The 18149-nt window shown below is 61.3% G+C and carries 17 protein-coding genes; 9 read left to right on the top strand and 8 right to left on the bottom strand.

What is annotated here, in order from left to right; translation table 11 throughout:
- Positions 1 to 2: 2 nt before the first annotated feature.
- From GRI32_RS05405 to GRI32_RS05365, 9 genes are read left to right on the top strand one after another with little or no spacing between them, the layout of a single operon-like run.
- Complete coding sequence (locus GRI32_RS05405) at positions 3 to 1121, top strand: FAD-dependent oxidoreductase (protein ID WP_160590176.1); 1119 nt, start codon at positions 3 to 5, stop codon at positions 1119 to 1121.
- Between the two features lie 18 nt (positions 1122 to 1139).
- Entirely contained in the window at positions 1140 to 2042 is a 903-nt protein-coding gene (locus GRI32_RS05400; RefSeq protein ID WP_160590175.1) for a VOC family protein, read from the top strand.
- Between the two features lie 4 nt (positions 2043 to 2046).
- A complete protein-coding gene (locus GRI32_RS05395) occupies positions 2047 to 3204 on the top strand; it encodes an alpha/beta hydrolase family protein (protein ID WP_160590173.1) in 1158 nt (385 codons plus the stop codon).
- A 5-nt stretch (positions 3205 to 3209) separates the two neighbouring features.
- Positions 3210 to 3665, top strand: a complete 456-nt coding sequence (locus tag GRI32_RS05390; RefSeq protein WP_160590171.1) for a hypothetical protein — start codon at positions 3210 to 3212, stop codon at positions 3663 to 3665.
- Positions 3666 to 3668: 3 nt separating this feature from the next.
- Positions 3669 to 4868: a cytochrome P450 gene (locus GRI32_RS05385; protein ID WP_160590169.1), complete on the top strand. Its 1200-nt coding sequence runs from the start codon at positions 3669 to 3671 to the stop codon at positions 4866 to 4868.
- A gap of 2 nt (positions 4869 to 4870) precedes the next feature.
- Positions 4871 to 5563, top strand: a complete 693-nt coding sequence (locus GRI32_RS05380; protein ID WP_160590167.1) for a glutathione S-transferase N-terminal domain-containing protein — start codon at positions 4871 to 4873, stop codon at positions 5561 to 5563.
- 40 nt (positions 5564 to 5603) lie between these two features.
- Complete coding sequence (locus GRI32_RS05375) at positions 5604 to 6173, top strand: cupin domain-containing protein (RefSeq protein ID WP_337190160.1); 570 nt, start codon at positions 5604 to 5606, stop codon at positions 6171 to 6173.
- A gap of 2 nt (positions 6174 to 6175) precedes the next feature.
- On the top strand, positions 6176 to 7135 hold the full coding sequence (locus tag GRI32_RS05370; RefSeq protein ID WP_160590166.1) for a fumarylacetoacetate hydrolase family protein: 960 nt from the start codon (positions 6176 to 6178) through the stop codon (positions 7133 to 7135).
- Between the two features lie 22 nt (positions 7136 to 7157).
- Positions 7158 to 8006, top strand: a complete 849-nt coding sequence (locus GRI32_RS05365) for an acetoacetate decarboxylase family protein (RefSeq protein ID WP_160590164.1) — start codon at positions 7158 to 7160, stop codon at positions 8004 to 8006.
- 334 nt (positions 8007 to 8340) lie between these two features.
- Here GRI32_RS05365 and GRI32_RS05360 read toward each other — a convergent pair whose 3' ends face one another.
- From GRI32_RS05360 to GRI32_RS05325, 8 genes are all read right to left on the bottom strand, one after another.
- Entirely contained in the window at positions 8341 to 8658 is a 318-nt protein-coding gene (locus tag GRI32_RS05360; RefSeq protein WP_160590162.1) for a 2Fe-2S iron-sulfur cluster-binding protein, read from the bottom strand.
- Positions 8659 to 8746: 88 nt separating this feature from the next.
- Positions 8747 to 9445, bottom strand: coding sequence for a hypothetical protein (locus GRI32_RS05355; protein ID WP_160590160.1), 699 nt, complete (start codon positions 9443 to 9445; stop codon positions 8747 to 8749).
- A gap of 85 nt (positions 9446 to 9530) precedes the next feature.
- Entirely contained in the window at positions 9531 to 10523 is a 993-nt protein-coding gene (locus GRI32_RS05350; protein WP_160590158.1) for a sterol desaturase family protein, read from the bottom strand.
- Between the two features lie 278 nt (positions 10524 to 10801).
- Positions 10802 to 12568, bottom strand: coding sequence for an allophanate hydrolase (gene atzF / locus GRI32_RS05345; protein WP_160590156.1), 1767 nt, complete (start codon positions 12566 to 12568; stop codon positions 10802 to 10804).
- Entirely contained in the window at positions 12565 to 16164 is a 3600-nt protein-coding gene (gene uca / locus GRI32_RS05340; RefSeq protein WP_160590154.1) for an urea carboxylase, read from the bottom strand. Before uca ends, atzF begins: the two co-directional genes overlap by 4 nt.
- Entirely contained in the window at positions 16161 to 16796 is a 636-nt protein-coding gene (locus GRI32_RS05335) for an urea amidolyase associated protein UAAP2 (RefSeq protein WP_160590152.1), read from the bottom strand. The genes uca and GRI32_RS05335 overlap by 4 nt, the downstream gene beginning before the upstream one ends.
- A 20-nt stretch (positions 16797 to 16816) precedes the next feature.
- Positions 16817 to 17590, bottom strand: a complete 774-nt coding sequence (locus tag GRI32_RS05330) for an urea amidolyase associated protein UAAP1 (RefSeq protein WP_160590289.1) — start codon at positions 17588 to 17590, stop codon at positions 16817 to 16819.
- Between the two features lie 44 nt (positions 17591 to 17634).
- The gene (locus GRI32_RS05325; RefSeq protein ID WP_160590150.1) at positions 17635 to 18144 is read right to left on the bottom strand and encodes a CopG family ribbon-helix-helix protein; all 510 of its coding nucleotides are present in this window, start codon (positions 18142 to 18144) and stop codon (positions 17635 to 17637) included.
- Positions 18145 to 18149: the final 5 nt, after the last annotated feature.

Here is an 18149-nt window from a genome sequence, read left to right as displayed (position 1 = left end):
CCATGAAGAAGCTGAAAATCCTCATCATCGGCGGAGGCATCGGGGGCCTGACATCGGCCATCGCGCTGCGGCGTGACGGGCACGATGTGACGGTCATCGAAAAGGACCCCGACTGGGCCGTCTACGGCGTCGGTATCATCCAGCAGGCCAATGTGATCCGAGCGATGAAGCAGCTCGATCTGCTGGAGGACTATGTCGCGTCCGGCGTGCCTTTCGACAAGGTGGCCGTGCATATGCCGGATGGTACGCAGGTGGCGGTTATTCCGATACCGCCGCTGGTCGAGGGATACCCTGCCAGCATGGGCATCGGCCGTCCGGCTCTGCACAAGATCCTGGGCGAACGCACCGTTGCTGATGGTGCCGAGGTCCGGCTGGGGATCACTGCGAAAGAGATCGACGATCGCGACGATCAGGTGCGGGTCCGCTTCTCCGACGATAGCGAAGACAGCTACGACCTCGTGATCGGCGCTGACGGCGTCTATTCCGACACGAGAGGGCAGATCATGCCCGATGCGCCGCGCCCTGAATTTACCGGACAGGCCGTATGGCGTTACAACTTCCCGCGGCCTGCCGATCTCGACGCGCTGCATGCCTATAATGGTCCGATAGGTGCCGGTCTGGTGCCGATCAATGAAGACCTGATGTATATGTACGTGACCACGCCGGAGCCGGATAAACCGCGCTATGACAACGATAAGCTTGCGCAGAGCATGCGCGAGAAGGTTATCGGTCATACGGCACCGCAAATCCGCGAACTGGCGGCACAGATCACCGACAATGACGGCGTGGTCTACCGCCCGCTTGAGGCGATGATGCTCTACGGCGCCTGGCATTCGGGCCGCGTGGTCCTGCTGGGCGATGCTGTCCACGCAACCACGCCTCATCTGGGGCAAGGCGCTGGCATGGCGATCGAGGACAGCATCGTGCTGGCCGAGGAAATTGCCGCGCACGACACGCCCGAAGATGCTTTCATGGCCTATCGTGATCGCCGTTTCGAACGCTGCAAGTACATCGTCGAAAGCTCGCTTGCCATCTGCCACGGGCAGCTGGGCAAGGGGCCGCCGGTCGACAATGCCAAGGCCACTGCGGAAATGTTCGCAGTCACCGCCGAACCCATCTGAAGATACAAGGAATAAGCTATGAGCCGCGTCAGCGAAATTCGTTATGTCGGGTACGGTGTCGAGGACTTCGATGCCGAGCGTAAGTTCTATGCTGATGACTGGGGACTTGTCGAAGTCGCCAGCGAAGATGATATGGCCTGGTTCAAGACCCATGGCCACGACGAGCACCACGTTGTTCGCCTGCACAAGTCATCCACCGACTGCGTAGAAGTGATCGCGCTGGCAGCGGCTAGCCGCGCTGATGTGGAGGATCTGCATCGCAAGGTGGCAAATGCAGGCTGCAAGATCATTCACGCCCCGCGCGACCTGGACGCTCCCGGCGGCGGCTATGGCTTCCGCTTCTTTTCGCCTGACGGCTTGCCGTTCGAAATTTCGGCCGATGTGAAGAAGCTGGAAAAGCGTGCCATGGAGCGCTGGGAAGGCATGCCGGTGAAGATCAGCCATATCGTGCTGCATTCGCCCGATCATCAGGCGATGGTAAAGTTTTTCACCGATGTGTTGGGCTTCAAGGTCAGCGACTGGCTGGGTGATTTCATGTGCTTCCTGCGCTGTAATGAGGCGCATCACCGGCTGGCAATCCTGCCCGGTCCTCCATGCCTCAACCATGTCGCCTATGACATGCTGAGCTTGGATGACATGATGCGCGGTGCTAGCCGCCTCAAAAAGCGCGGCACTGATCTGCGCTGGGGACCCGGGCGCCACACGGCGGGCAACAACACTTTCACATACTTCACTACGCCCGCCGGATTTGCAGTGGAGTACACTTCCGAACTGGAAAACGTCGATTTCGAAAGCCATCAGGGCATCGTGCATGAGCCTGCACCGATGGTCATGGATCAGTGGGGCATTGGCCAGGGCGGTCCGCAGACCATGCCCAAACCCGCGCCCGATCCATGCCTGTTCAAGCCGGCAGAGGTTTGAACGCATGGCCCTGTTTGAATACTTCCCCAACTACATCTGGAACCTCTCGGTCGCCATCGCGCTGGAGAGCGGCGGGCAGATCGGTGAAATCGTCGATATGTGCCAGCCGATCAAGGATGCTGCTGACAGCGGCGCCGATGCAGGCACGCCGCAGTTCATGAAGCAATGGGTCGCCATGGCCGAAAAGCTGATCGAACTAGCAAATGAGGATGAGGCGAAGGGCCGCAATTTTTCCGCTTCAAACAAGCTTGAGCGTGCATCGCTCTACATGTTCGTGGGCGAGCGCATGCAGGGCCATGGCCATCCCGGCCGCGCGGAAACCTTCGCTCGCGCACGGGGTGCATTCGATCGCTCAACCGAACTGGGCAAGCTCAATCGCGAGCGGGTCGAAATCCCCCTTGTGAACGGCACGATGCCAGCCTTGTGGACGCGGGCACCGGGCGGAGGCGCAAAGCCTGCCGTGGTGTTCTGCAATGGCCTCGATAGCAACAAGGAGATGCTCTACTGGACGCGGCTTCCCGAAGAGCTGGCGCGGCGCGGGATTTCCACGCTATGTGTAGACCAGCCGGGCACTGGCGAAGCTTTGCGGCTTCAGGGCCTGCCGGTTGATCCGCATTCAGAGAGCTGGGCTTCCAAGGCGGTCGATTGGCTGGAAACCAGACCAGAAGTAGACAGCGCCAGGATCGGGATGACCGGTATCTCCCTTGGCGGCCATTTCGCTCCTCGCGCTGTCGCCTATGAACCGCGTTTTGCCAGCGGGGCTGTGTGGGGCGCGAACCACAATTGGCGCGAAGTTCAGGACAAGCGCCGGGATCGCGAGGGAGAGAATCCCGTGCCGCATTACTGGGCGCATGTGTTCTGGGCGTTCGGGGCCGAGGATATGGACGACTTCCTCGAAAAGTCTTCGGGCATGAACCTGAACGGCCACATGGACCGCATTACCGTGCCGTTTCTGGTCACGCACGGCGCAAATGATCGGCAGATCAGCCCGTCCTATGCAGATGATCTCTATGACCAGCTGACCAATTCGCCGCGCCGGGAGAAGGTGATTTTCACCGCGCGCGAAGGCGGGGTGGAGCATGTCGGTGCGGATAATATGAGTTATGGGCGCGACCTGATCTCTGACTGGTTTGCCGAGACTTTGGACACTCACACCTCGTGACGGCCGTGGGTTCACCAAGCCTCTATATCGCGCGTGAAACGGTCATCAGCGCAGCCATTAATGCAGCCATCAGTGCCGCCTTCTTCCTTGGCGTGTTCGGCTTTGGGGCTGCCGTGCCAGTCTGGGGTATCGGTAATTATGCCTTCGACTTCCTGCCGCAGAGCTTCGCTGTTGCTCTCTTTGCCAGCCTGGTGCCTGCACTTCTGACGAAAAAGGCGATCCTTGCAGGAAAGGTCACTTCTGCATTGGGACATGTTGCCAGCACCGGCAGCCTGCTTACCCGCGCCATCCTGCTAGGCTTGATCATAATGGTCCTCGGTGCGGGCATATGGGCCGCGATATTGTGGCTGAGTGGTATACAAATCCTTGCCCCCGTTCCTGCATTTGTCCTCAAGGTGCTGTATGGCGGCGTGCTTGGCGCATTGGTGACCCGCAGCCGCATCCAAGCGATGTTGGGTTAAGCAATGGGATTGTTCGAAGCCTCCGTTCCGCACCTCACAGTCGACCCCTTCGACGAAGAGTTTCTGGCAGATCCCTTCGCTCATCACGGCAGGTTGCGTGATGCCGGCCCCGTGGTGTGGCTCGAGAAATACCAGGTCTATGCCATGGCGCGCTTTGAAGAGGTGCAGGCGGCGCTGCGCGACCATGAGACATTCTGCTCAGCGCGCGGAGTGGGTCTTGCCGACTTTGCCAAGGAAGAGCCTTTCCGCGCGCCCTCGCTACTGCTGGAAACCGATCCGCCGCTGCATAGCCAGACACGCAAGCTGATGAGCAGGATCGTTTCGCTCAAAGCGCTCAAGGAGTTGCGGCCGCTATGGCAGGAAAAGGCGCAGGCGCTGGTGGCAAGCCTGGTGGAAAGGGGCCGCTTCGATGCGGCAACCGACCTGGGCGAAGTATTCCCCATGCAGGTGTTTCCCGACACGATCGGATTGATGGATGAAGGCCGCGAAAAACTGATCGAATATGCCACCATCGTGTTCAACGGGTTCGGACCGCGCAACCGTGTTTTCGAGCAGAGCCTGATCGGCAAGGAAGATTCCATCGCCTGGGTGGAAGAGGCCTGCAAGCGCGAGAATCTGAAGCCGGGTGGTTGGGGCATGGCGGTGTATGACGCCGTTACCGAGGCTGGCTTGCCGCCGGATTATGCGCCTCGTCTGGTCCGCTCCTTCCTCAGCGCAGGCGTCGATACGACGGTGAACGGTATTAGCCACCTCATGCTGGCGCTGGGCAAGTATCCGCAAGAATTTTCCAAGCTGTGCGCCGATCCGAAGCTGGCGACGCGCGCCTTTGAGGAAAGCCTGCGCTGGGATTCGACCGTGCAGACTTTCTTCCGCACCGCAACCCGCGATGTGGACGTTGCTGGCACGACTATTCCCGAAGGTGCCAAGGTCTTGCTTTTCCTCGCCTCCGCCAATCGCGATCCCCGCAAATGGGACGGTCCCGATGAATTCCGGATCGAGCGACCCGCAGGCGGGCATGTCGGCTTTGGTTTCGGCATCCACCAGTGCCTGGGCCAGATGGTCGCCCGGCTGGAGGGTGAGCTGATAGCGGCCGAATTTGCCCGGCAAGCCAGTTCCATTCGGATTGCAGGAGAGCCGGTCAGGCGGCTAAACAACACGCTGTGGGCGATTTCCAGCCTGCCGGTAGAAGTGGCTGGGAAATGACTGTGAGCGCTTCGCCCATCCTCCACTTCGCGCCGCAAACCTGCGCCCGCGTGACATTGACCGCGCTGGAGGAGATCGGCTTGCCGTTCGAAACCCGCCTCATCGCTTTCATGGCGGGCGAACACCGCAAGCCGGAATTTCTGGCAGTGAACCCTTCGGGCAAGGTTCCTGCGCTGGAAACCCAGCATGGCGTGATCGTGCAAAATGGCGCGATCCTCAGCTATCTGGCGCAGACTTATCCCGATGCTGGTCTGTTGCCCCAGCCAGATGATGCCGCCGGACGAGCAGGCATACTTACCGAACTTTTCCGTTGCTCCAGCGATCTGCACCCGCTGGTCACCCGCTTCGTGATGTCGCCGATGATATCGACTGACCCTGCAGATGCTCCGCGCATCCGGGCGAAAGCGGAAGAGGGTCTGACAATGCAGCTTGCTCCGCTGGAGCAGCGATTGGCTGGCCAGCCATGGATGCTGGGGGAGGAATGGTCGATCCTTGACGCATATCTTGGGTGGATATGGTTCCGTATAACCGGTGCAGGTTTCGAAGCAGATGATTATCCGGCGCTGCAGCAACATTATGTATGCGCCTCGCAAAGGCCCTGCGCCCAGGCCGCCTTGGCGCGCGAGGAAGAGGCGCAGGCAGAACTCAAAGCGCGCGGTCTCCTCTTCACGCCGCCGCCCGCACCCAAGACATGAAGCCGCTTGCGCGGTAAAAGCACATCGAGAGGATGAAACCATGATGACAGGACCAACCCGGCGCATTGTCACCGGCCATGACGCCAGCGGGCAAGCGATCATCCAGGAGGATGGCCCGGTTCCGCGTTACAAACAGGTTGGCGGTGCAACCGGGCCGGTGTTCCATGAGGTATGGAACACACGCGCCACGCCTGCTCCGATAGACGCTTCATCGGGAGAGCCAGACGAAGACGGCATCCTGCTCGCCGCGCCAAAAAACGGCACGCGCATTCGTGTGCTGGATATTCCGCCGGACGATGACAGCTTCAAGGATATGACGCCCGAGGAAGCCAAGGCGCATTTTGCGGAGATTGGTGCGGCCGATGCATCATCCTTCACCGGCAAGGAATCTCGCCATGCCCATATGCATCGTACGGAGACGATCGATTACGGCATCGTTCTGGAAGGCGAAGTCGTGTTGATCATGGACGAGGGCGAAACCACCGTTCGTCCGGGTGACATCGTGATCCAGCGCGGCACCAACCATGGCTGGGCCAATCGCTCTGACAAGAATTGCCGCATCGCCTTCATCCTGATCGATGGTGAATTCGATCCCGCGCTGAAAGGCTGACGATGATCCTTGCTACATTGCACGACGGGACGCGGGACGGGCGCCTTGTTCTGGTGTCTCCCGCATATGATCGCTTTGCTGCCGCACCTCTGCCAACCCTGCAGCAAGCTATTGAGGACTGGCCGGCTTTCGTAGAGGCCGCCGCCGGAGTCAGTGACTTTCCTCAGCTGCTCGATCCGGCATCGCTTACCGCACCGTTGCCGCGGGCATGGCAATGGCTCGATGGTTCCGTTTTCCCGACCCATGCCGACCTGATGCAGATCGCTCTTGGCCACGATCCGATCGAATCCGATCGGCCCCTGATGTATCAGGGCATGTCCGATCGCTTCTATGGCCCGACCGACGACGTGCCCCTCCCAAGCGAGGATGATGGCATCGATTTCGAAGGCGAGTTCGGCGTGATTGTGGACCATGTCCCGATGGGAACCAGTGCAGACGATGCGCTGAAGCACATCAAGCTGATCGTTCAGATCAACGACTGGTCCTTGCGCGCGATCGCCCCGGTCGAGATGAAGACAGGTTTTGGCTGGGTACAGGCCAAGCCCGCGTGTTCGATGGCGCCCTTTGCGGTCACGCCTGAAGTGCTGGGTTCAGCCTGGCAAGACGGGCGGGTGGGGCTGGATTTGCACATAGAATGGAATGGCAAGGCATTCGGTCACGCCAACGGCAGGGCGATGCAATTCGGCTTTCACGAGCTTGTTGCCCATGCTGCCCTGACCCGCGATCTGGTGGCAGGCACGATCATCGGATCTGGAACAGTGTCCAACGTCAACTATGCCGAAGTCGGGTCAAGCTGCATTTCCGAAGTTCGCGCAATCGAGATGATCGCAGATGGAAAGGCCAAGACCGGCTTCATGCGCTTTGGTGACAAGGTGCGGATGGAAGCGCGCGCAACCTCTGGTGCAGCGCCATTTGGCGCAATCGATCAGCAGGTGGTCGCAATATCGAGCAAGAAGTCTTGAGGCCAAACAGGGTTGAGCACTGATGCCGAAACAGGATGAAGGCCTTGACCCGAAATATCGCATGCCGCGATGCTTCGGGTATGCTCCCGGCCCTCGCAACCTTCCTGTTCACCAGCGCCACCGCCGCTACGAAAAGGAGATTGCGGCCTGCACCATGTCCGCTCGGACCGATCCGGATCAACTGGCGCAATTCCTGCCTGAAGGTCTGGTGCTCGGCGAAGAAGCCCGCCTCGAAGTTTGCGTCATGAGCTTCCACAACATCGGATGGCTTGCGGGGCGTGGATATGACATCCTGATGGTGCGGATACCAGCACGCTGGATGCAGCGTCAGAAACAGCAGTCAGGTTACTTCGTCCCCGTGGTGTGGGAGAACATGGCTGACCCGATCATCACGGGGCGCGAAGAGCTGGGTTGGTCAAAGATATTTGCCGATATTTCGGTATCTGCCGAACGCGATGAGCAATGGCGATGCACGGCATCCTGGGATGGCCACCGCTTCTTCGATTTCCAGGCTGCCGCCTTCGAAGAGGCAGCCTCGGCACCATCGCCAATGCCAATGGTGTTTGAAAAATATGTTCCCACCACGGGTGATCCCCAGGCATCGGATGCACATTACCTCACGATTACAGCATCCGATGGCCCGGATACGGAAATCCGGTCGGTAGAGAGAGGTGAAGGGAAGTTTGAATTCCGCGGTGCAAGCTGGGAACAGATGCCTACCCAATATCCGATCGTAAACGCACTTGCCTCGCTGCCATTGGAGGACTTTGGACCGGTCACGAGGGTAATGTCATCCGGAGGAGGAGACGGCAGCGGGCAAGCAAGGCTGGTGCCGGCGCTGTCAGACCAAACGCACCTGATTGAAAAGTGAGCGGACGAGGGCAGGGCAGTTGTCATGCCCAGAACTCGCAAACCCACCAGCCCGCAACGCCACCTCGTCGACCGACGAACTTGCAAGACCTGCCACTCGCTCGCCCTGGCCGAGTGGCAGAACCTCATGGCCTGAGGTCTGACGCCCTAGCGATAGCTGCGCCGATCGGAGACGATTTGCGATTAGACTGACAGCTCCACCATTTAAGTTGCTGATAAGTAAATGTAATCGAATCTCGCGATCAGGCACACGAACTCCTGACGGGGCGACAGGGGGATTTCTTGCATGCCAATCCCGGCTGTGAAGGTCGCGTGGGCGGAATGCCTCGCGCCGCTCAATCCGCTTCCGCGATGCGCAACTTCAGTCCGTCAAGCTCACTGCTCAACGGGATCTGGCATGACAGGCGGGAGCTTTCCTGCCGATGATCCGATCCATCTAGCAGGCTGTCCTCGTCGGCGGCCATGGCGGGCAATGGAAGAACGGACGCGGGATCGATCACCACATGGCAGGTGGCGCAAGAGCAGCAGCCTCCGCACGCAGCCAGCAAGTCCTCAAAGCCGTTGTCGCGGATGGCCTCCATCAGCGATCCTTCCGGCGATACTGTGATGGCTCGCGTTTCGCCCTTGAGGTCTTCGATGTGCAGGGTGATCATTTGATAGTCTCCGTTCAGCTGGCACTGGCCGCGCTGCAATTGGGGCGGATCCGGGTCCGCGGTTTTCGTGATGGGTGGAAGGGGTGGATCAACTGGGGTGTTGCGCCCCGGTATGCTGGGTGTTCTTCGCATCGCTGAATTCGGGATTGCCGGACAATGCCTTGCTGAAATGCCGCCGCACAAGCCACGGCTCGAGAATGCGGCCTACCACGTAAAGTGCGGCAAAAAGCGCGGCGAAGACATAGGCAGGAGTGGGCGAATGGCCTTTGTCTTCGTCCTCTTCCTCCTCCTTCTTGTCTTCAGGTTTCTCGGGCGCGGGCGCGCCAAGGAACACATCGAGCGGGTGTAGTGGCTTTACTTCGTCCTCTTGCTCATCCTCTTCGGCGGCATCCGCCCTGGCTTCGGTTGCAGGCTTCTCCAGATCGTTGATCAGGATCATGGCCTGGGCAAAGCCGAGGAACAGCAACGGGGCCAGAAAGCACATCAGCAATGCCGGGCTGGACAGCTTGTAGAACAGCTTTGATCTGCCGGATTGCTCGACAAGCTGCAGCGTACCGCGGGTGAAGGTCGCCAGCTTGTCCTGCGCTGCGGGATTTTCCTTGGTGTATGTCAGCGTATCGCCGTCGATCTCAAAGGTCGTGCCGCTCGCCTCCAGCAGCGGGCTGAGCCTGTCGAACGCATCTGCCGCAGACCGGGGCGGATCAAGCTCCAGCGAGCCGTCCACATGCCAGATCCGTTCGATCAGGGGTAGTTTCACTTGGACATTCTCCAGCAGGTTACCGGGCATGCGTCAGCCTGCTTTCCGCGCTCAGGGAGCGGGAAAAGCGGCTGGCAAACGCGTTACAGGGGCTTGGTCGAGGTGCGGCCTGGGCCTATTCGGCAGGAACGGCAGTGGGCTGGGGCAAGCGCTTGCGCAGCCACTTGCGACCGGCCCGGTACCATTCCCTGGGGGTGTAAAGCATCGTCTCGTGGACTGGCATGCGCCGGCCACCTTCCATCCCCAGCAGCTCCGCCTCGCCATCGATGCAGGTGCCGAACATGCGATCGATTATGATCCAGGTGCCGGAATAATTGCTGCGCGTCGCTTCATAGTCCTGCGAGTGATGCACGCTGTGGTGCTCGGTCGTGTTGAACAGGAAGCGCCACCAGGCCGGTGTGTTGAACCGCACGTTGATGTGCTGGTAAATGCTGACAGTCATGCCAAATGCGCCTGCAAGCAGTACGGCCCGCGGCAGGAAATCGAAGAATCCGCCGATGCCCAAACCGATCAGGAACAGCTCTATCGGATTGCCGACTGCGCCTTTGTTGATGTTCAACTGGGTAATGTAGTGATGGGGGGCATGGGTCGCCCACAGCGGATACCAGTTGTGCATGCCGCGATGCATCCAGTACTGGCCGAAATCGAACATGAAAGAGATCAGGATCGCCTGCAGCAGCAGCGGCATGCTGGTGAACCAGTCCAGCTTGCTCCAGTCATAGGAGCTCAGGATTGCATCGATAATCACGCCATCGCCAATGTAGGCATCGACCATGCGCAGGACGGTGTAGCCGAGGCCGACATAGAAGAGGTCGGTAATCAGTTCCTTCCAGGTCAGGGTCCAGCTCTTGTGGCGGGGGTTGACCCATTCGAGCGCCAGCAACAGCACCCTGAAGGCGATGCCAATGCCGATCGCTGTTGATGCCACGGCGATGGAATTGGGCGCGTAATACCAGAACAGGATTGCCGCGAAGAACATGACCGGCTGGAAATAGGTGAAGATAAAGCGCTTCACCGGACCGCCTTCAACGCGCGGAATGTTTTCCCAGCCAATGGTTACCGGAGCCTGTGCCCCGATGATCCTTTTGCCTACCAGAACACCGTCCATCGTCCTTACCCCGCTTTCGAGAGTCTGGAGATCCGAACCGTCGCACGCAGGACGGGGGGCTGACAATTTGCGAGCCTCGTGTCGTCGTTCCGTGCGTAATTCATCGGCGGACTCCGTATGGCCAGACCGACAATCGGCCCGGTCTCCTAAAGAATCTCTCCCGGCAAACGTGTTCTTATGTTTCTGTTGCTGGTCAGGCTATCGATATTAACGAACGCGTCAAGAGTAATAACGAACTTAAAGTGCCAAAATTGCGCCCGGCAGCGTCAGGCACGGCCTCAGCCCCTGTCAATGTAGGCCCGCCACCCGCCAAGATCGGTGATATCCTCTGCACCAACCGTCGCGCGAGGCTCCGCGACGAAGCCTTTCACGCTGCTGCCATCGGCCAGCGTGACCGTTCCAATGGCCAGTGGCGCAGGAACCTCGGCAACGAAACTTCCGAAGGCGGCAACGTCGAGCTCATAGACTTCGACTGCGATACCGGACCCGTCCTCGCTGTGGACAAGCGCCGGTTTGGCCGGCACGCTGTCGGCCATGGCGTAAAGGCGGTAGGTGGGCGCGGTCTGGAACGCACCGATGAAGCGTGCATCGCGCGAAGTCAGCTGCCAGTGCAGCGGCATGTCCTTCAGGTGCGCGCCAACGACAGCAAGTTTCACGCTTTCCATTCTTCCCTCCAAATCGAGTGGGGGCGGAGCGGGCAGGTCCGCCGCCGCAAGGTAGGTTTCGGCTGCCGACATCAGGCCGATGTCGGTACTGGCCGGGCCGATCAGCGTTATGCCAAAGCCGGTGCCGTTGCTGCGGACGCCGGTCGGCACGGCAATTGCGGCCATGTCGAGCAGGTTGACGAAATTTGTATAGCGCCCAAGATTGCTGTTCAGCGCGATCGGGCTGGCCAGCAATTCCGCCACCCGGTACGTGGTACCGGTGGTGGGAAAGGCCAGCATGTCGACCTGCTGCCACATCTCATCCGCATGGCGCTGCAGTTCGGCGAGACGGTAGATGCCGTTGAACAATTCCACCGCCGTGATGTCTGCTCCGGGCGCAACCACGCGGCGGACAGTTTCATCGATGGCATCCGGGTCGCTGCCCAGCAGCTCTGCGATGGCTGCGGTTCGCTCGGCCACCCACGGGCCGCTGTACAGCAGGCTCGCCGCCTCATCCAGCGGCGCGATATCCAGCTCGACGATCTGCGCATCTTTGCCCAGCCGGGTGAGCGCCGCATCGTAGAGATATTCGGACTGGCTGTCGCCAAACCATGCGCGCTGATCGCGGCGCGGCACGCCGATGCGCCGGGGCTGGAGCGGGCGGTCGGATAGCGGCTTCGAGAAGGGATCCGCCGGATCGAAACCGGCGATTACATTGTCCACCAGGCGCGCGTCTGCCACGCTGTCGGCAAATACGGTGATGCAATCCAGCGTCCGGCAGGCGGGGACCAGGCCGCGCGTGCTCCACCGCCCCTTGCTCGGCTTCAGTCCGACCAGGTGGTTGAAGGCAGCAGGCACCCGGCCCGATCCCGCCGTATCGGTTCCCAGCGAGAATGCGACGAGGCCCGCCGCGACGGCGACCGCCGAACCCGAGCTTGATCCGCCGCTGACATAAGCGAGGTTATAGGCATTGCGCGGAATGCCATATGGGCTGCGCACGCCGACAAGTCCGGTGGCAAACTGGTCCAGATTGGTCTTGCCAATGCAGATCGCGCCAGCTTCCACCAGCTTGTGGACCACGCTGGCAGATGCGGCTGGCGTATAGGCGAAGGCCGGGCAGGCTGCAGTCGTCTCGAACCCTTCCGCGTCGATATTGTCCTTGATGGCAAAGGGCACGCCCGCAAGCGGGAGGTGTTCTTTCAGCGCAATACGCGCGTCCACGGCGCGCGCGGCGGCGAGAATGTCCTCTGGCGCGGCGCGGCTGATCCAGATCCGCGGCTGCACCGCATCATAGGCGCAAAGGCGGGCAAGAACTTCTTCCGCCACGGCGAGCGCAGTGGTCTTGCCGCCATTTACCTGTGCCGCGATCGCGCCTGCGCTTTGCCGGTCCAGTGCCGTCATGAGCGCGTCAGCGCCAGCAGCGGAGCGCCCGGTTCTATCGATTGGCGTTCACTGATGTAGAGCGCGGAAATTGTCCCGCTGCCGGGGCTTTCCAGTGGGCATTCCATCTTCATTGCCTCAATTACTGCGATGATCTGGCCCGCCTGGACCTCGTCACCTTCGGCAACCAGCAACTTCCAGACGCTTCCCCCGAAGGGCGCTTCGATCACGTCGGCACCTTCGGGCACCTCGATCGTGGGGGCGGCAAGAGTGCCTGCTGCCGGATCATCGGCGAGTTCCGAAATGCGATCAAATTCGCCGTTGCGCTGCCATTCCGCGCGTTCATCATCGAAAGCGGCCTGACGCTGTTTCTGGAAGGCCGAGATTGAATCGGCGTTTTCGGCCAGGAAGGCGCGATAGTCCGCCAGGCGGAATTCCGAGTGCTCGACCTCTATCGACCGGCGGCCATTGGGAAAGTCCCTGCGCCATTCGACCAGCTCTTCCGCGCTCACCTTGAAAAAACGGATCTGGTCGAAGAAGCGCAGCAGCCACGGCTTGCCCTCCACGAAGGCGTCGGTCTGGCGATAGGTGTTCCACACCTGGATGGTGCGACCGAACAGCTGGTAACCGCCGGGGCCTTCCATGCCGTAGATACACATGTATGCGCCGCCGATCCCCACGACATTGGGCGGGGTCCAGGTGCGGGCGGGATTGTACTTGGTGGTGACCAGCCGGTGACGTGGATCGACCGGAGTGGCCACCGGCGCGCCCAGATAAACGTCACCCAGGCCCATCACCAGATAGCTGGCATCGAAGATCACATCCTCCACCGCATCGGCGTCTGTCAGGCCGTTTATGCGGCGGATGAACTCGATATTATCCGGACACCACGGCGCGTCATCACGCACCGCCGCCATGTACTTCTCTATCGTCTCGATGGTGGCCGGATCGCGCCAGCTGAGTGGAAGATGGACGATCCGCGACGGGATGGTGAAATCCTCCAGATCGCCAAGCTCGTTCTCGGCCTCCATCAGCGCGGCAAGTGCGCCCCGCTGGTCGAGCGCGTCATCGTCGAAATGGAGTTGCAGCGAGCGTATGCCGGGCACGATGTCGATCACTCCCGGCAGGGCCTTGCTTTCCAGCACGGTCATCAGCGCATGCACGCGGATGCGCAGTTCGATGTCGAGCACGATGGGCCCGTATTCAACCAGGATATTGCGGTCGCCCTGCTGGCGATAGACGGTCCGCGGACGCAGTCCCTGCGCCGGTGTGTCGGCAAGGATCGGCGAAAGCGCGGCGATCGCGCGTTCCGGCGCAGCGGCGGCAGGCTCCTGCGTAATCTGCGTCAACGGTGCGCGGTCGGCCGCAATGGCATCATCATATGTGACGGGTACGAAACGCAGGCGGTTGCCGGGGGCGAGCTGCCCGATCTTCCAGCGGTCCGCCGCGATCACCACGAAGGGACAGACGAAACCGCCGAGCGACGGGCCGTCCGGGCCAAGGATGATCGGCATGTCGCCGGTGAAGTCGACCGCGCCGATGGCGTATGGATTGTCGTGGATGTTCGACGGATGCAGGCCAGCTTCGCCGCCGTCGGTGCGCGCCCATTGCGGCTTTGGCCCGACCAGCCGCACACCGGTGCGGTTGCTGTTGTAGTGCACCTGCCATTCTGCCTTGAGGATCGCGTCTATATCCTCCTCAGTGAAGAAGTCCGGCGCGCCGTGCGGGCCGTAGAGGACTCGCAGCGTCCAGCGATTGCCGAAGTCCGGCGCCGCTTCCACGGGTGCGGGCGTGCCAATGTCGTTTGCCGCCAGGTGAAGCGTGTCACCGGCGAGCAGTCGCCGCGCCGCATGGCCGCCGAACTGGCCGAGCTCGAAGGTGCTGCGGCTGCCGAGATAGGGCGGAACCTCAAGCCCGCCTGCAAACAGGATATAACCACGCATGCCGCCGCCAGAAACGCGCCCGAGCGAGAGTGTCTGACCCGCGCCGATGTCAACAGGGATGCCCCGTTCAACTGGCTCGCCGTCCAGTCGGGCACCGAAATCGGCGCCGGCAAGGCATATCCGTGCTGGCGCGTTGAAATACAGGGTCGGTCCGGTGAAGGTAACCTCCAGCCCGGCGGCATCCTCCGGATTGCCGAGCCGCTGATTGCCGATCCGGAAGGAGCGATCATCCATCGGACCGGAGGGGGGCACGCCGATCGCCCACAGGCCCTGCCGGCCGGGCCAGTCCTGCACGGTGGTGGCAGTGCCGCCGGAGACCACCCGGACGCTGCGGGGATTATATTCGATCGTCTCGAGCAGCTTGGTGGAAACCTGCCCTGACGCGAAATCCTCATTGCGCACAACGTCGCGCAGCCAGCGCAGGTTGGTCTCGATACCGTCCAGGTGACTTTCGTCGAGCGCCGCCTGCATCGCCAATTTGGCTGCGTCCCGCGTTTCGCCGTGAACGATCAGCTTGGCGATCATCGGATCGTACCATGCGCTGATCGCACTGCCGGCCTCGCACCAGGTCTCCGCACGGATGGATTCGGGGAAATGGAGTGCGACGAGCGTGCCGGTGGTCGGGCGATAGTCGAGTGCAGGATCTTCGGCATACAGGCGAACCTGCATAGAGTGCCCGCGCGGCTCCGGCGGTTCGCCATTCAGGAACGAATAGTCACCCGTCGCCCCGCGGACCATCCACTCGACCAGATCGATGCGCATCACTTCCTCAGTGACGCCGTGCTCGACCTGAAGCCGTGTGTTCATTTCGAGAAAGAAGAATTCCTGACGTTCGGCATCGAACAGGAACTCGACAGTGCCTGCAGAGCGATACCGGGCAGCCTCGCCAAGGCGGACAGCCGCAGCGATCAGCTCTTCGCGCACTGCCGGGGAGAGTTGCGGGGCGGGGGCTTCCTCGACCACCTTCTGATTGCGTCGCTGCAATGAGCAATCGCGTTCGCCAAGCGGCATTATGCGGCCATCCCCGTCGCCGAAAATCTGCACTTCGATATGGCGCGCGCGGGAAATATACCGTTCGAGGAACACGCCTGCATCGCCGAAATTTCCGGCGCCGAGACGCGCGACACCGGCGAAGCCTTCGCGCACGGCGGCTTCGTCCTCGCAGATCCGCATGCCGATGCCGCCGCCGCCAGCGGTGGCTTTCAGGATTACCGGATAGCCGATTTCATTGGCTGCCTGTGCGGCGTTGTCGGCATCGGTCAACAGTCCCGTGCCGGGTGCGAGTGCCACGCCGTGTTCAGCCGCCAGCGCGCGGGCGCTGTGCTTGAGGCCAAAGGTGCGCATGTTCTCGGGCGTGGGGCCAACGAACACGATGCCGGCGGCTTCGCAGGCCTCGGCAAATTCGGCATTCTCGGCCAGAAAGCCATAGCCGGGGTGGATGAAGCCGGCGCCGGTTTCCCTCGCCGCATTGATGATCGCAGCGACATCAAGATAGCTCTCTGTCGCCGGTGCGGGACCGATGCAAACGGCCACATCCGCCTGCGACACATGCAGCGAACCGGCATCGGCCTCGGAATAAACGGCCACCGAACGCAGGCCCATGCTGCGCAGAGTGCGGATAATCCGGGTGGCGATTGCCCCCCGGTTTGCGACCAGTACCGTCGTTATACTCATGCCGTGACGATCATCCGCACTTTGGTTGGATTGAAGGCGTTGCAGGGATTGTTGATCTGCGGGCAATTCGACACCACGACGATCACATCCATATCGGCGCGCAGATCGACCGTAAGCCCCGGGGCCGAAATGCCATCGACGATCCCCAGCGAACCGTCTTCCATGACCGGCACATTCATGAAGAAATTGATGTTGGAGACAATGTCCCGCTTGCTGCGCCCCTCAGTCAGGTTGGCTTCGAGGAAGTTCTCGACGCAGGCATGTTGCGACTTGGTGTGATGGCCGTAGCGCAGCATATTGGATTCGCAGGAGCAAGCCCCGCCAATTGTGTCGTGATACTCGACCGAAGTGGCGGTGATGGTCATCATCGCGCGCCCTTCGTTCGACCGCAGCACCGATCCCTTGCGCAGGAACAGATTGCCCTGCATCGCAACGGTGTCCTGCGCGCTGTAGCGTTCGGCATCGTCGGCGGCGCAATAGAGCAGGAAGTCGACCGCCTGATTGCCTTCCAGATCGACAATGCGGAGGGATTGACCGGCGGCGATATGATAAAGCCAAGGTGCCCGGGCGGGCACGACCTCGTCATGAATAACAGTGTCTGAAAGCCCTTGTAATCCCGGTGCGGCAGTCATTTCTGGGTCAGTCTTCCTACTTAGCGGCGGAAATAGTCTTCAACGTTCTGGAAGGCACGCAACCCCTCCGGCGTTGCGGTGCGAATGGGATCGTCTTCGCCTGTCACGGCGCCGCGCCAGGCAGAAAGGCGCAGGGGCGTGACGGTCCACGCCTCGCGCGGATCCAGGACGTGCGGGCAATTGGCGATCACGATAATCACGTCCATTTCGGCGCGCAGCAGCACGGTGCGCCCGGCAGCGAAGGGGCCGACAAGCGGAACGATGGTCCCGTCCGCTTCGATCCGCGTGCCTTTGAACAGGTTGACGCAAGGGTGGACATCGCGCCGTTGCAGCCCGTGCTTGGCGGACCCGAGCAGCAGGCGGTCGCGGCCGTTGGGGCAGGCGCCGCTGTTACTGCCTTCGCCATATTTGGCTGCGTTGGTCGCAGCGTTGGAGGTGCCGCAAAAAGTGTCGTGGGTTTGTGCGTCGTCTTCCACGATGCTCAGCAACACGCGGCCCATGTCGGACAGTAACAGCTTGCCCGCGCCGAGATAGGCATTCCACTGGACCTTGACCGTATCCGCGACATTCAGGCGCTCACTCGGCATTTCGGCGTTGAAGACCAGCAGCGAGGCGCATGCATCGCCTGCCAGGTCGATCATCCGCAGCCGGGTGCCGCGCGCCAGCCTGCGCGTGGCATAACCGCCTGCCGCGACAGTCTCTTCCCACAGCAGATCATCGCAATCGACATCGGCGGGAAGGTCGTCGGCCACGGGGGGCAGCGCGGGCATGGCTTCGACGACCGTGCCCCCCATCGCGCGGGCATGATCGCGTGCCGCTTTGGGATCGGCGAGTGCTGTCACGCAGCCATGCCCTTGCGGGATCGGTCCCTGCCCGGGGCCTCGTCATCCTTGCCGGTTGCCTGATCCTGCTCGTGCAGCGGCGGCAGCAGGGCGGTCGTGGTGACGAGTTGCAGCTGATGGACGCCGCGAATTCCGCGCAAGGCATCGCACAGAGCCTCCAGCCGGACAGCCGGACCCTGTACCAGCAGAACTTCGAGTGACTGGTCGTCCTCGAGAAACACGTGCTGCGAGGAGATGACTTCCTTCAGATAGTGAAGCTGGGTTGTGGCGAGTTGCTGCCGCACGCCTGCGCGGTCTCCGCGATAAACCAGCGTAATGGTCCCGGCCAGCGTGCCTTTGGGGCGGGTCAGTGCCTCATGGTCCGCCAGCGCATGACGGATCAGCTCGGCGATCAGCTGCGAACGGGACGGCAGGCCGCGCTCTTCAACCATCACGTCAAGCTGTCGGGAAAGCTCTGCCGGAAGACTCATGCTGAGCCTGGCGAGACTGGTGGGTTCGGTAGCCATATTGT

It is taken from the genome of Alteraurantiacibacter aestuarii, assembly GCF_009827405.1.
Taxonomy (GTDB): Bacteria; Pseudomonadota; Alphaproteobacteria; order Sphingomonadales; family Sphingomonadaceae; genus Alteraurantiacibacter; species Alteraurantiacibacter aestuarii.
Note: the sequence above shows the minus strand (reverse complement) of the source record. Positions and strands in the feature narration are given on the sequence as shown.

Bases quoted from the DNA above. Each gene is read 5' to 3' on its own strand.
- GRI32_RS05385 (WP_160590169.1), top strand. From the start codon at position 3,669: ATGGGATTGTTCGAAGCCTCCGTTCCGCACCTCACAGTCGACCCCTTC.
- uca (WP_160590154.1), bottom strand. From the start codon at position 16,164: ATGAGTATAACGACGGTACTGGTCGCAAACCGGGGGGCAATCGCCACC.
- GRI32_RS05405 (WP_160590176.1), top strand. From the start codon at position 3: ATGAAGAAGCTGAAAATCCTCATCATCGGCGGAGGCATCGGGGGCCTG.
- GRI32_RS05335 (WP_160590152.1), bottom strand. From the start codon at position 16,796: ATGACTGCCGCACCGGGATTACAAGGGCTTTCAGACACTGTTATTCAT.
- GRI32_RS05395 (WP_160590173.1), top strand. From the start codon at position 2,047: ATGGCCCTGTTTGAATACTTCCCCAACTACATCTGGAACCTCTCGGTC.
- GRI32_RS05350 (WP_160590158.1), bottom strand. From the start codon at position 10,523: ATGGACGGTGTTCTGGTAGGCAAAAGGATCATCGGGGCACAGGCTCCG.
- GRI32_RS05370 (WP_160590166.1), top strand. From the start codon at position 6,176: ATGATCCTTGCTACATTGCACGACGGGACGCGGGACGGGCGCCTTGTT.
- atzF (WP_160590156.1), bottom strand. From the start codon at position 12,568: ATGACGGCACTGGACCGGCAAAGCGCAGGCGCGATCGCGGCACAGGTA.
- GRI32_RS05355 (WP_160590160.1), bottom strand. From the start codon at position 9,445: ATGCCCGGTAACCTGCTGGAGAATGTCCAAGTGAAACTACCCCTGATC.
- GRI32_RS05325 (WP_160590150.1), bottom strand. From the start codon at position 18,144: ATGGCTACCGAACCCACCAGTCTCGCCAGGCTCAGCATGAGTCTTCCG.
- GRI32_RS05400 (WP_160590175.1), top strand. From the start codon at position 1,140: ATGAGCCGCGTCAGCGAAATTCGTTATGTCGGGTACGGTGTCGAGGAC.
- GRI32_RS05375 (WP_337190160.1), top strand. From the start codon at position 5,604: ATGATGACAGGACCAACCCGGCGCATTGTCACCGGCCATGACGCCAGC.
- GRI32_RS05365 (WP_160590164.1), top strand. From the start codon at position 7,158: ATGCCGAAACAGGATGAAGGCCTTGACCCGAAATATCGCATGCCGCGA.
- GRI32_RS05330 (WP_160590289.1), bottom strand. From the start codon at position 17,590: ATGGGGGGCACGGTCGTCGAAGCCATGCCCGCGCTGCCCCCCGTGGCC.
- GRI32_RS05360 (WP_160590162.1), bottom strand. From the start codon at position 8,658: ATGATCACCCTGCACATCGAAGACCTCAAGGGCGAAACGCGAGCCATC.